Annotated in this window: 14 protein-coding genes; 10 read left to right on the forward strand and 4 right to left on the reverse strand. The window is 36.8% G+C overall.

All coding sequences use genetic code 11. The annotated features are described in order from the left end of the window. Window positions 1–16 precede the first annotated feature (16 nt). Together purN and KO505_RS08225 are read left to right on the forward strand one after the other, a co-directional pair. Entirely contained in the window at window positions 17–688 is a 672-nt protein-coding gene (gene purN / locus KO505_RS08220) for a phosphoribosylglycinamide formyltransferase (RefSeq protein WP_216055013.1), read from the forward strand. Then, window positions 681–1,418 (forward strand): DUF3108 domain-containing protein, encoded by a 738-nt coding sequence (locus tag KO505_RS08225; protein ID WP_216054959.1) that lies wholly within the window; start codon window positions 681–683, stop codon window positions 1,416–1,418. The genes purN and KO505_RS08225 overlap by 8 nt, the downstream gene beginning before the upstream one ends. A 6-nt stretch (window positions 1,419–1,424) precedes the next feature. Here the strand turns inward: KO505_RS08225 and KO505_RS08230 are convergent, their stop codons facing one another. Continuing rightward, on the reverse strand, window positions 1,425–2,192 hold the full coding sequence (locus tag KO505_RS08230; protein WP_216054960.1) for a class II glutamine amidotransferase: 768 nt from the start codon (window positions 2,190–2,192) through the stop codon (window positions 1,425–1,427). A gap of 155 nt (window positions 2,193–2,347) precedes the next feature. Between KO505_RS08230 and KO505_RS08235 the strand changes: the two genes are divergently transcribed. The 8 genes from KO505_RS08235 to KO505_RS08270 all read left to right on the forward strand — a co-directional run bounded on the left by KO505_RS08235 (window position 2,348) and on the right by KO505_RS08270 (window position 11,785). Beyond that, window positions 2,348–2,959, forward strand: coding sequence for a 5-formyltetrahydrofolate cyclo-ligase (locus KO505_RS08235; protein WP_216054961.1), 612 nt, complete (start codon window positions 2,348–2,350; stop codon window positions 2,957–2,959). A 75-nt stretch (window positions 2,960–3,034) separates the two neighbouring features. Next, on the forward strand, window positions 3,035–3,691 hold the full coding sequence (gene rpiA / locus KO505_RS08240; protein ID WP_216054962.1) for a ribose-5-phosphate isomerase RpiA: 657 nt from the start codon (window positions 3,035–3,037) through the stop codon (window positions 3,689–3,691). A gap of 250 nt (window positions 3,692–3,941) precedes the next feature. Further along, window positions 3,942–5,171 carry a phosphoglycerate dehydrogenase gene (serA, locus tag KO505_RS08245; RefSeq protein WP_216054963.1) on the forward strand — a complete coding sequence of 410 codons (1,230 nt, stop codon included), beginning with the start codon at window positions 3,942–3,944 and terminating at the stop codon, window positions 5,169–5,171. Between the two features lie 180 nt (window positions 5,172–5,351). Beyond that, entirely contained in the window at window positions 5,352–5,786 is a 435-nt protein-coding gene (locus KO505_RS08250; protein ID WP_216054964.1) for a YebG family protein, read from the forward strand. 79 nt (window positions 5,787–5,865) lie between these two features. Further along, complete coding sequence (locus KO505_RS08255) at window positions 5,866–6,576, forward strand: DUF445 family protein (protein WP_216054965.1); 711 nt, start codon at window positions 5,866–5,868, stop codon at window positions 6,574–6,576. Between the two features lie 349 nt (window positions 6,577–6,925). Continuing rightward, window positions 6,926–8,521 carry a FecR domain-containing protein gene (locus tag KO505_RS08260; RefSeq protein ID WP_216054966.1) on the forward strand — a complete coding sequence of 532 codons (1,596 nt, stop codon included), beginning with the start codon at window positions 6,926–6,928 and terminating at the stop codon, window positions 8,519–8,521. A gap of 43 nt (window positions 8,522–8,564) precedes the next feature. Further along, window positions 8,565–11,006, forward strand: coding sequence for an EAL domain-containing protein (locus tag KO505_RS08265; RefSeq protein WP_371819981.1), 2,442 nt, complete (start codon window positions 8,565–8,567; stop codon window positions 11,004–11,006). Window positions 11,007–11,134: 128 nt separating this feature from the next. Further along, window positions 11,135–11,785 (forward strand): HD-GYP domain-containing protein, encoded by a 651-nt coding sequence (locus KO505_RS08270; RefSeq protein WP_216054968.1) that lies wholly within the window; start codon window positions 11,135–11,137, stop codon window positions 11,783–11,785. Between the two features lie 18 nt (window positions 11,786–11,803). On the opposite strand, the gene KO505_RS08275 is transcribed toward KO505_RS08270, so the two are convergent. The 3 genes from KO505_RS08275 to KO505_RS08285 form a co-directional block, all read right to left on the reverse strand. Then, window positions 11,804–12,679, reverse strand: a complete 876-nt coding sequence (locus tag KO505_RS08275; protein ID WP_216054969.1) for an HDOD domain-containing protein — start codon at window positions 12,677–12,679, stop codon at window positions 11,804–11,806. A gap of 78 nt (window positions 12,680–12,757) precedes the next feature. Beyond that, entirely contained in the window at window positions 12,758–13,351 is a 594-nt protein-coding gene (locus tag KO505_RS08280; protein WP_216054970.1) for an ACP phosphodiesterase, read from the reverse strand. Between the two features lie 7 nt (window positions 13,352–13,358). Continuing rightward, a complete protein-coding gene (locus tag KO505_RS08285; protein ID WP_216054971.1) occupies window positions 13,359–13,670 on the reverse strand; it encodes a 4a-hydroxytetrahydrobiopterin dehydratase in 312 nt (103 codons plus the stop codon). Window positions 13,671–13,839: the final 169 nt, after the last annotated feature.

The following is a 13,839-nucleotide window of genomic DNA, read 5'->3' on the forward strand; positions in this document are numbered from 1 at the left end:
TGATAACGAAGGCGCCATCGCGCCTTCTGCTTCTAAAGCCTCTATTGTTGTTTTAATTTCCGGCAGTGGCACTAATTTACAAGCCATTATTGATGCCTGTGAAAACAATAAAATTAACGGCCAAATAAGTGCAGTTGTATCGAATAAAGCCGGAGTTTACGGATTAGAACGTGCTGCTAAGTCAAATATTCCAACACATGTATTAAGCCATAAAGAGTTTGATTCTCGTGATGATTATGATCAATCTTTAGTTAGTATTATCGATCAATATCAACCTAAAGTTGTGGTACTTGCTGGATTTATGCGTATTTTAACTGCGGACTTTGTATCCCATTACGCGGGCAAATTAATCAACATACATCCTTCTTTATTACCTAAATATCAAGGTTTAGATACCCATCAACGTGCTATTGATGCAAAAGATCAAGAACACGGTTGTAGCGTTCATTTTGTTACAGAAGAGTTAGATGGTGGGCCTGTAATATTACAAGCTAAAGTTCCTGTGTTTGAAGATGATGACATAGACTCCTTATCGCAACGTGTGCACTATCAAGAACATCAAATTTACCCAATGGTGGTTAAATGGATGTGCGAAGATAGATTGACCATGGAACAAAAATCGAATACGTTTTCAGCATTGCTAGATAATAATTTGCTGCCAGAGCAAGGATATGCCAACGATGATTAATCGTCTTAACGTTTTTATACTAAGTTTCGCCCTTTTATTTACTTGTTCAATTGTGAATGCAAATGAACAAGAATTTGTTATCAAACCTTTTGAGGCTAAGTACGACATGTATCGTCAAGGTGACAAATTAGGGGGGGGGAAAAGAAGTTTAAAAGCGTTAGGAGGGAATACATTTTCATTGTCATTAGAAAGTGATATTGAATGGCTGATCTTCTCTGATGCACGTAAAGAGATCAGTTACTTTACCAATAATAATGGACGATTAGTGCCTTCAACCTATAGCTACGAACGCACAGGCACAGGTAAAGACAAAGAGATCAACATCCAATTTAAACCAGATCATACCCTAATCGTAAATCCTAAAGCTAAAAAGTCGCCAGCACCAGATACATGGGAAGACGGTTGGTTAGATGAAATGAGTTTGCATATGCAAATTCAAGCGGATTTAGCAGTTGGCAAAACTAAGTTTGAATACACCATAGTATCTAACTCAGGTAAGTTACAAGTCTATGAATTTGAAGTTATTGGTCATGAATTGATAACCACAGGTTTAGGACGATTTAATACTATTAAAGTGGCACGAGTTTACGACAAAAATAAATTTTACGCCCAACATGCGTGGTTTATTCCAGAATTAAACCACACATTAGCGCGCTTATGGCGTATGAAAAAAGGCGTTGAACAATATGATCTGGTTATCAGTTCATATGAAGAAACGACCGTTAATTAACCTAAGTTAGTTTAACTTAACGCCATCCTTAAACAAAACCCATTGTTTAGGTTCCAATGTTGTCCAACATTCATTATCGGTTAATGGTCTTGTTGCTATCACAGTGACGATATCGTTATCCGTTGTGACTTCACTAAAGTTTACCGACACATCTTTATCAATCAGATTTGCTTCACCAAATGGGGCCTTTCTTGTGATCCAAGTAAGGTTATTACTGCAATAGGCTAACAAATGAATGCCATCGGTGATCAAAGCATTAAACACGCCTAACTCATCAAGTTGTTTACACAATTTAGCGGTATATCTAAATACACTTTGCCAGTTTTTAGGTTTGTTAGGGTATTTCTCTTTTAATTTAGCCATTATCCAACAAAATGCATACTCACTATCGGTTTCACCAATTGGAATAAAGTCAGACAAAGGTAGGGATTTATAACCAGATAATTGACCGTTATGAGCGAAAGTAATGTTACGTCCCCAAAACTCACGAATAAAAGGATGGGTATTTTCTAATTTAATTCCGCCGCGATTAGCTTGCCTAATGTGGGAAATAACCGAACAACTTTTGATAGGATATTCCATCACTAAATTAGCAATTTTTGAATTTGAGCTAGGCGCTGGATCTTTGAATGTACGGCACCCCTTCCCTTCATAGAAAGTAATTCCCCAGCCGTCTTTATGTGGGCCTGTCATGCCACCACGTTGCACTAAACCGGTAAAGCTGAATATGATATCGGTCGGAACATTTGCCGACATGCCAAGGAGTTCACACATTGAATTCTTTTTACTTCCCAATTAATTTTGTTAAGGAATAATGTTTTAATACATATAGTAGATAAACCAGCTCAATTTTTAAAATTGGCCCTTTGGCTTTCTTTTATATCTATATAGTATATAAACCAAACAGTAACTAACATTTAATTATAAATATGACGTATGATCAATCATTAATTCAAACAGAACAATTACGCAAAACGATACGTAAGGACATTCGTCGTAAACGAAATTCATTAACACCTGAGCAACAAATGCATGCAGGTGAACAACTGTGCAATCAAATTAAACCGTTTCTAACGGCTAATAAAGTGGCAGCTTTATACCTAGACAATGATGGTGAAGTATCAAGCTTACCAACGATTGCACACTGCCAACAAAATCAAGTTGTAACTTTATTGCCGGTAATGCATTCGTTTAAAAAAGGTTATTTAAACTTCCAACGTTATGATGTTAATACCCAAATGGTGGAAAACAACTTTGATATTTTAGAACCAAAGCTGAATGCACAGAATACATATTCGTTGTCTCAAATAGATTATATCTTTATGCCTTTGGTTGCTTTTGATGAGCAAGGGAATCGACTTGGTATGGGGGGGGGATTTTACGATCGAACATTAAGTAAAATACATACGTTAGAACATAAACCTAAATTAATAGGGTTAGCACACGACTGCCAAATGATGTCTGAATTACCTCAGCAATCTTGGGATATTCCGCTAGACTTAATCATTACCCCAACAAAAATAATTACACCAAAATATTGATTACTCCAAGCCATTAAGATATACCGCATACTCAAACATACATTCACTCAACCGATTAATTTCAATGGAAAAATAATGACTCAAGATGAAATGAAAAAAGCAGTGGGTTACGCTGCTCTAGAATTTGTTAAACCTGATACCATTGTTGGTGTTGGCACAGGATCGACGGTCAGTTATTTTATTGAAGCACTTGGTACAATCAAACATACCATACAAGGTGCAGTATCAAGCTCAGAAGACTCCACAAGAAAACTCAAAGCCCTAGGCATTGAAGTCTTTGACCTAAACAGCGTGCCACAATTGGATGTGTATGTTGATGGAGCCGATGAAATAAATTCGGACAAAGCAATGATCAAAGGCGGAGGTGCGGCACTAACAAGAGAAAAAATTATCGCTGCCGTCGCTAAACAATTTGTATGTATTGTAGACGCATCTAAACAAGTTAAGTTTTTAGGGGAATTCCCACTTCCTGTCGAAGTTATCCCAATGGCACGCAGTTATGTCGCTCGTGAAATCGTAAAGTTAGGTGGCGAGCCAGTTTATCGTGATGGTGTTGTGACCGACAATGGTAATGTGATTTTAGATGTATACGGGATGCAAATAGCACAACCTAGAAAACTAGAAGAACAATTAAATGCCCTTGTCGGTGTGGTCACTAATGGCTTATTTGCGCATCGTCCTGCAGATATAGTAATTGTTGGTTCACCTAGCGGAATTAACGTTCTTAAATAAAGTTATCCTTACTTACCATCAACGTTAATTAATGATTTTGGTGGTAAGCCTTGTTTTATAACGCTTTGCATCGTATTGGTGCAGTTTTATTAATACGATAAATTTTTAACCCGTTCAAATTCCTATCAAAAATGGATTAGATATACTAATTCGATTCAATAATTAACTTTATTAATTGCTCAAAATAGAGTATTAATTCTAACTTAAATCTCCTTACATACTAATTAATTAATTAAAGGCAAACACAACAATGAGCAAGGTGTCATTAGCAAAAGACAAAATTAAAATTCTATTTCTTGAAGGCCTTCACCAAAGTTCAGTAGATACCTTAGTCGAACAAGGTTATACCAACATTGAATTTATAACGACTTCTTTGCCTGAAGACGAGTTAATTGAAAAGATCAAAAACGTGCACTTTATTGGTATTCGTTCACGTACTCAGTTAACAGAAAAAGTATTTGCTCATGCTAATAAATTGATTGCTGTTGGTTGTTTTTGTATTGGTACGAACCAAGTTGACTTAAATGCAGCAAAAGAAAAAGGCATCGTTGTATTTAATGCCCCTTATTCAAATACACGCTCGGTTGCTGAGTTAGTTCTTGGTGAGATTTTATTACTTATCCGAGGTGTTCCAGAAAAAAGTGCCAAAGCACACAGAGGCATTTGGAACAAATCTGCAACGGGATCTTTTGAAGCTCGTGGTAAAACATTAGGTATTATCGGTTATGGTCATATTGGTACTCAGTTAGGTATTTTGGCTGAAACCCTTGGTATGACAGTTAAGTTTTTTGATGTTGAAACTAAGTTAACATTAGGTAACGCAACACAAGTACCAACTCTTGAAGAGTTATTGGCTATTAGTGACGTGGTTTCATTACATGTACCTGAGACTAATGAAACTCAAGACATGATTGGTGCAACAGAGTTTGCTCAGATGAAACAAGGTGCTATTTTTATTAATGCATCACGTGGCACCGTTGTTGATATTGAACAACTTGCAAAAGCACTGGAAAGTAAAAAAATCGCAGGCGCTGCCATTGATGTATTCCCAGTAGAGCCAAAATCAAATAATGAAGAGTTTGTATCACCATTACGTGGCTTTGATAACGTAATATTAACACCGCACGTAGGTGGCTCGACTCAAGAAGCACAGAAGAACATTGGTATTGAAGTATCTGGCAAACTTGCCAAATACTCAGATAACGGCTCTACCCTTAGTGCCGTTAATTTCCCAGAAGCCTCATTACCTGAATTGTCTGGCCGTAGTCGTTTGTTGCACATCCATAAAAACCAACCTGGTGTGTTAACTAAAATTAATGAATCGTTTGCTAAGCACGGTATTAATATCGCCGCTCAGTATTTACAGACAGACGATAAATTAGGTTATGTTGTAATAGACGTTGAAACAGAAGACTCAACTATGGCCTTAAAAGAGTTGAAGTTAATCGACGGCACCATCAAAGCAAGATTATTACATTGATGTTTACAGTGTTGTTAAATAAGGAAGCTTAGGCTTCCTTTTTTTATGCCTAAAAGACTATTCCTAATATGCATTGTTTACCAAATAATGCATAACAAACTAATACTTTACACATTACTTTTTTACTGTATATTTAAACAGTCTTTTGTTTTTGACCCAGTTAAAAATTAGGAGTTAATTATGGCTGTTGAAACCAGATATGTAGTTATACGTTCAAATAGAAATAATGAGGAGCAAGAAGTTATGACGTTCACTGATAAGCGTTCGGCTGACGACTATGACAAGATGTTAGATATGGCCGATGCCATGTTTGAAGTCCTTCATAACTCCACTGTTAACTTACCTGAACAACAATGTGAAGAGTTAAGTATATTTTTAGCAAAACAACGTGAAGACGTTTTAGTTGCGTTACAAGCGAAAAAAAAACCAAGTCCAACGAATAAAAAATCATCAAAAAACAAAAATGACAAACAAACAGACTTATTAGACAGTGAAACCGAAATATCAGAAAAGTCCCTATCTGCCACTCTATTAGAAGACGTTAGTGCCAAAACTGAAAACGTCGATGAGGGTAATTTAGTTGATTTTGTTATTGAAAAGGACGATGCCGCTTGAACTCCTGAAATAATCCCTTATAAAGGTCGCAATGAATTTAATAATGTTGTTGTATTAAATGCGACCTTTTAGGAATTATATGTTTAACAAGAGTTTCATCACTAACCTTATCGCTGCTTTAGCCTGTGTTTTAGGCTGGCTGTTTAGTATCAATTGGTTATTAACCATGGCTTTGTTTGCTTTATCCGGTGCCTTAACAAACTGGATAGCAGTTCACATGCTGTTTGAAAAAATTCCGGGCTTATATGGCTCAGGTATTATTCAAATTAAATTTAAAGAGTTTAAAGCCGGAATTAAATCTTTGATCATGGAGCAGTTCTTTACCGTTGAGAACTTCAATAAGTTTTTATCTGAAAAAAGCGGCCAAGCACATCATTTTGATTTAAAACCTATCATTGCTGACACCGACATGACGCCTGCGTTTGATTCGTTGGTGGCAACCATAAAACAAAGTTCATTTGGCGGCATGTTAGAGATGTTCGGTGGCGACGCTGCACTCCTCCCATTAAAAGAACCTTTTGTTGAGAAACTAAAAAGCTCAGTGATAGAAATTACTGAATCGGATCAATTTGCGGAGAAACTTAAAGCCAATGTTAGCTCTCAACAAAATATCGAAGAAATGATGGCGAAAGTTGACACCTTAGTTCAACAGCGTTTAGAAGAATTAACCCCTGCTATGGTGAAAGACATTATACAGCAAATGATCAAAAGTCATTTGGGTTGGTTAGTCGTTTGGGGCGGCGTGTTTGGCGGATTAATTGGGTTGTTAGCCCACCTGCTTAACTACTAATTAACGACTATACTCATTCAAACTGTTAGAGCCTTTCAAACAAAAATAGGCTCTGACTACCCAATATTTTCTAGTCACATGAATCAATCTCACTTGTATTGATTGCTCTAAGGTTTAGAGTTTAATCCTGTAATTTGATTCCAATGTCCGTAACTTAGTTACTCATTATGTTAATAAATAGCGCCCCTTTTTTTATTAACATATATTTGCAGTAATAAATAACAAATGAGTTACAAAATTTTGTTGAATACGTACAATGAATATAAAAGTTTATTGTTTTAAACTGACAGTAATTAAGTATTTGATGTGATTAAGTAATTAACCTTAACCTATTGGTGACTTCAATTTTATGGCCCGTAAATTAACCACTCTAATTGTTCTTATAATATTACAGCTCTCATTTTCCGCACCGGCTAAAGATTGGGTATATGTTGTGGTTGAAGGTGACAATATATGGAATATCAGTAAACGTTTTTTAAACGACATTAATCACTTTAAAGAAATCCAAAAGCTAAATAACATCCCTGTGGCTAAACAGCTACAACCAGGCACAGTACTGCGCGTCCCTTTAGAATGGATTAAAAACCATGCAGCTAAAGTAAATGTAAAATCTATCTCTGGTGAAAGTACCAAAATAAGCGCCGGTCAAACTAGTCCTGTCACCACTCAAACCATCTTCACTTTAGGCGACGAACTACGAGTTGCTCCCAATGCCACTATTACCCTTGTATTTGCTGATAACACTGAAGTTACGCTCAGTAATGGTGTTTTGATAACGTTCGATCACCTATCTCAGTATGGCGAAACAGGCATGGTGGATACTCGTGTGAGATTACTAGATGGCAAGTTAGAAGTACGTGCAGAAAAACAAACAGGTGCAGGATCTCGACTGGATATCCAAACGGCATCTGCAGTTACCTCAGTGAGAGGCACGGTTTTTCGTGTGGGCGTTGATAAAAAGAATAAAAATACTCCGAATGTCTCGGTCGTTGAAGTTTTAGAGGGTGAAGTAGCCGTTTCCGCTGGTGATAAATCGGTTGCGGTAAAACAAGGTTATGGTTTAAAGATTGAAAAAGGTAAGGAATTAAAACAACCAGCTAAATTATTACCAGCACCTAAAATAATCACCTTTACTAAGCAGGTTGAAAAAACAAACCAAGCGGTAATTTGGCAGTCTGTAGACTCAGCTCAATCTTATATAGTGCAAATTGCTTCTGATAAACTGTTCAGTAATATTCAATGGCAAAAACAACAAAAACTGACATCAATTATATTACCAAGTTTAACTGACGGGCGTTACCACTTGCGTATATCAGCTATTTCAAACGACGGTGTTGAAGGCTTAACAGCACCGGTGTCTTTCATGGTGAATATAAACCCGAAGGCGCCTGAGTTAATCCCGGTGGATAAGATGTACATGTCAACGCCAAAAGCACTAACTTGGACAGAAGTACCGGATGTTCAGCACTTCATAATTCAAATCGCGAAAGACAAGTTATTTACTCAACTGGTTATCGATAAACAAGTTAATAGTCAAAGTTTCATTTTAAATTCACCATTAGCTCTGGGTGTGTATTATTGGCGAGTTGCATCTTTACAAGGTAAAAACTTACTTGATAAAGGCCCTTTCAGTGTTATTGAATCTTTCGATTATTCAACCAAATTAGCGCCACCTAAATTACGTATAAGCAGCCGAGACAATAATATCGAAGTCATTTGGAATCCGTTACCGGGTAATCAACATATTGAACTGCAAACCGCACCAACCAGTGACTTTCAAAAAATTGATATTCCTTTGCTTGATTCAAAAACCAGTTATCGATTCGATCTTATCAATGATGACCCAATTTATATCCGAGCTAAATCGGTTCTAACACAACATAATATATCCAGTGAATGGTCAAACTATTGTAAAGTCTCAGGCAAATTCGAAATTTGTAAATAGTAAACGAACAATCACAGGTCTATAAGGAAATAAGTTGATCCAGGTGTTTAAAGCATTTTTCATGTCCATTCCTTGGGCAAAAAAACGACTCGAACTATCGGCGTTAATCGTAAGTTTTGTTCTGTTATTTGGCTTTCAAACTGAACGGCTAGATTTGATTAGTTACGACCGAATCGTAAATATTTTCACTCCCTCTGCAACCGATCATACCGTGACAATAGAAATTGACGATAAAAGTATTGCTTACCTTGGAGAATGGCCATGGACAAGAGATGTCCATGCTGAACTGCTTGAAGCATTAAAACCCTATAATGTTAAAGCAGTTGGATTTGACGTGCTATTTGTAGACAATCGTTACTCCACTGCCGAGCAAGACCTAAAATTTGCCAACGCTATCAAACAAGCGGGTAACGTTGTCCTCCCCGTCTCTCCAAAACGCGACAGTTTAGGTGGTGTACCAGAGTTACTGCCGCAATCAGACTTAGTCGAAAGTGTTAACAAATTAGGCCATGTTGATTTTGAGATTGATAAAGACGGAATTATAAGGCGAACTTATTTATATGCCGGTTATCAACGATCGAGCTGGCCGGTATTTGCATTAGCCCTAACTCAAGTAGCATATCCCAATCGGTTTACCGATAACGGCGAAATGACATCCGGCAATGGATGGATACGTCGTGATCCTGTGTTTGTTAATTTTAGCTTACCTAAATCACAAAATAGACTTAACCATTTATCTTATATTGATGTGTTAAGTGGCAATGTTGAAGCTTCCGACTTACAGGATAAAATTGTTTTAATTGGTATGAATGCCACGGCTATGGGCGATCAATTTGCAACACCGTTAACCACCAATCACAAAACAATGTCAGGAGTTGAGATAAATGCACATGTGATCAATAGTTTATTAAATGATTCCGTTATTCACCAAGTGAATGAAATACAATTCCTAATCATTTCAATCGTTTTAGCTATCTTGTCTATTTTGGCTTTTAGTTTTACCACGGCAACGAGACTCTTACCGATTCTAGCATTACTGGTAATAGGTTCATTATCGATAAGTGCCCTGTTAGTCATTCATAAATACACTTGGTACCCTCCGGTATTATTGATCAGTTTACAAATTTTACTTTACGCCGCATTTTCTTTGATCAAAACCGATGTCATGCGTAATACGATCACATCTTTAAACCACAAACTATTAAATGACGATGTGACAGACTTGCCAAACGAAACCGCATTAGAGCAGTACATAGAACAATCTATTCATGTTTCAAATAATGCTCAGTTACAACTAATAACCTTAGAAGTGACTAAGTTTAAAGGGATTAGTGATTTATTAGGGAATTCAGCAGGGAATGAATTATTAAACACCATTAAAAAACGAATTCAATCAATACTACCTGCTAATGCCTACCTTTCAAGATGTAACAATGCCGAGTTTTCCATTTGCCTTGCTTATGTATTAAGCCCAGAACAAATTAAGTTACTCTGTGAACAACTTATTTCAGTTTTATCGCCTTCATATATCATTCAAGATGATCATTTTCGTCTTCCTGTTCATATTGGTGTATGTAATTACCCTTCTGATGGTGATAATGCATTTCAATTAAGGGCTGCTTCGTTAGCCGCGTTAAATCGTGCTATGGAGCAAAAAGACGCTTCAATATGCTTTTATTCAAGTGATATAAAAGAAGGTTTACACGATAGAGCAAGACTCGAATCCGATTTATCTAAAGCTATAGCCAATAATGAAATTGAAGTGCATTACCAGCCTCAAGTCTCTTCAAAAGATGGCAGTATTATTGGTGCAGAAGCATTAGCAAGATGGCGTCACCCTGTGCGTGGTTTAGTAGGGCCAGACACCTTCATACCAGTTGCTGAAAGCAGTGGGCTCATACTTGAAATAGGTAATTGGATTATGAAACAAGCATGTTTTCAAGCAAAGCGCTGGCAACTGCAAGGACATACCAATTTTAGAATCGCGGTAAATTTATCGTCTAAACAATTCACCAACCCAGACTTATTTGACGAGGTGATTGATGCCTTAACTGAAGTCGAACTTGACCCACATTATTTAGAATTAGAACTCACTGAAAGCTGTGTTATTGAAGAACTAGACACTGCGTTATTAACCATGAAAAAACTAAAAGATCTTGGCATCGCATTATCCATTGATGACTTTGGTACGGGCTATTCTTCATTAAGTTACTTAAAACAGTTCCCAATGGACAGACTGAAGATTGACCGCTCATTTATCTCCGAGATCACCAGCGATAAAGAGTCACAAGATATTACTAAAGCAATTATTTCCATGGCGCACAGTTTAAATATGGGGGTAATTGCTGAAGGTATAGAGTCTGTGGAACAGCACTCATTCCTCAACGACATTGCTGTTGAAGAATTGCAAGGATATTATTTTGGCAAGCCCACCACGGCTGCAAACATGGATGAGATGTTAAAACATAATAAAAATAAACCTTAACCAAGCTAAAACCATGATCTGCATAATTTTTTTATTGTTAGACATTGCTTATGCTCATAAATCATCTACATTTTATTTAAGTCATTTTGATGCCTAGCTTAACGACTTAATTAAAATACGGAGATTTTATGATCCAAGACAAAAGTGAAGTTTATACCGGTGAAGATGTCCTAATCAGTAAAGAGTCCCACGACATCTTTCTGGCCATGTATGAAATCTTAGCCCAAACCTTAATGTACCGAGATCCTTATACCCACGAACACCAAAAAAACGTTGCCTTTGTAGCGCAAAAAATAGGCGTCAAACTTAACCTAACCCCCTACCAAATGACATGCCTTCGTTTAGGCGCAAGTATCCATGATATTGGTAAAATTAAAGTGCCAATGGAGCTACTTTATAAACCAGGTAAAATTGAGAAAGAAGAATTTAAACTGGTCAAAAAACACGCCGTATATGGTGCGGACTTATTTAGAGGTTATAAACTGCCTTGGCCCATCTATGAGGTTGTCAGTCAACATCATGAACGCATTGATGGTTCTGGATACCCCAAAGGATTAAAAGGAGATCAGATATCTTTGGAAGCTAAAATAGTGGCCATTGCCGACACTTATGAGTCTATGTCTAACAATCGACCTTACCGAAGAGCACTAGGCACCCAACTCGCCATTCAAACGATTGTAAAAGGACGTGGCACTAAATACGATATAGACGCCGTAGATGCTTTTATGGCTTGTGTAGAAGAAGATGAAACGTTCGAAGGACTATTTACCATTAAGTAAATGTTGTAATCAACTTAACTATATACCTAACTGTTTATAGACTAATTCAGCCTCATCCAAACAAGTGGATAAATGAGCATCAATAATAGCGTACAGTTCTGCATTATTATCACACCATAATTTTAAATAAGGTGCTTCATTTATAGCCTCGACCACCAATTCGGCACTATTACCGTCGCCAACTCGAAACATTTCACTACAAATATCAGCTAATTGTAAAATTCGGATCATATTGGTTAATTTAGGATGCACCGTCACTTTGGCAGGAAGTTGATAAGTGTGATGTAGTAACACAATTTCAGGAATAGGAGACGGTGTGCCCCAAGCTCTGCAAATTTTACAGCTCAATTCATTATGACTTTGTGCAAACAACTGTTTTTCGGCGATTAAATGCTGTTTTGGTGTAGACCAAACAAAATCATCAATATGATTAAACTCTTCCTGGTCTTGTTCAAAACGTAAAAATAAACCGAGATCATGAAATAAGCCACATAGATAGGCTTTTTCTGCATCGAGTTCTAGTTCAGGCTGCTTGTAAGCTAACATACGTGCAACAAAGGCCACTTGAATGGAATGCTGCCACAATCGTTTTTCTGCAGGAGAGTTAGGAACAAATACTTTAGTAACCGCAATTGAAGCCACTAACCCATGAATTTCATTTACCCCCAGGCGGATGATTGCTTCTTTGAGATTCAATACCGGTTTAACCGAACTATATTTAACGGAATTACTAATTTTAATAATTTTGAGAGCTAATAATGGATCTTGTTCTGCGTACTCTAATACTTTATCAAAGTAAGCATTATCTTGCGGTGACAAGGTCATCAGTTTCACAACGATAGTTGGTAACATGGGAAGATTATTAATTTTTTCGTCCATGTTATCGGATTTCATCTAACGCCCCCTTAAGATAATTTAATAACAAACTCTAACTACAGAAAAGAGGTGAGAGAGTTATCTTTTTGACTATAGTCAGTTTTTACTATTATTCATCACCTGCTTGCAAGCAAAATTAATTAAATCTGTATAAAACTCACTAAATCCTAACTCAATGTTATCTTGATTAGTTTGATACCAATCAAGACATTGCGTTAAATCTACAGGCCTTTTTAAACGCTTACTAATGCCAATCAAAGCACGTTCAATGTTGGGCAATTCGCCATAACCGGATAACCAATCCATCTGTTTCATTGCCTTGACTGTTTTTACATAAGAGTCAGGTAACGCGGCAAGCTCTGTATCTAATTCTGCATAACACTCTTTGGCAAAACGATTAAGTGACTGGTGATGAAATTGATCAAAATTTAACGCCAGCTGATGATCATACAAAACGTCAATAATAATCCCGCCGTAACGTCTTAATTTACCAAGTTGCACGGTTAATGATCTTGTATAGCGGTGAGCATCTGTGAACGAATCGATTGAGCGGTGTAATTGAATACCTTGTTTAATTTCATTATCAAAATTTAGCCCACTGACTTGCCCTTTCACAAAATCGCCTAATAAACTGCCTGTTTTAGAAGTATTTGTGACGTTTGCTAAGTGCACATGGGCTAAGTAATTCATAATGCGCTTATTGTTCTAACAACTTTTCCATACGTTTAATCATTTTAAAGTCTAAATCGGACAACCCACCAACGTCATGAGTGGTTAATTTAACATCAACTTTATTCCAAACATTAAACCACTCTGGATGATGGATTAACTTTTCAGCGTGCATGGCTACTTGTGTCATCCAACCAAATGCCTGAATAAAATTTTTAAATACAAACTGCTTTTGCAGTTTACCGTCAATAATAGCCCATTGTTTATCGTCTGGTAACGAGTTATTTATTTCAGCTAATTGCTCAATGATCTCTTGCTCTGTTTGTTTTATTGCGGCCATATTTATTCCAATAATTTTATCAATACGCTTATGATGCCAAGGGATAAAGAGAATTAATACTTCTCCCTCATTGAAAGTTAACGCTAGTCGATTGCAAATGTACACTTCTATCTACAGCATCCCTTTGTAATTTTTATCTATAAAAATGGCAAAGGGATGTTTAAATACA

Source organism: Psychrosphaera sp. F3M07, assembly GCF_018860345.1.
GTDB lineage: Bacteria > Pseudomonadota > Gammaproteobacteria > Enterobacterales > Alteromonadaceae > Psychrosphaera > Psychrosphaera aquimarina.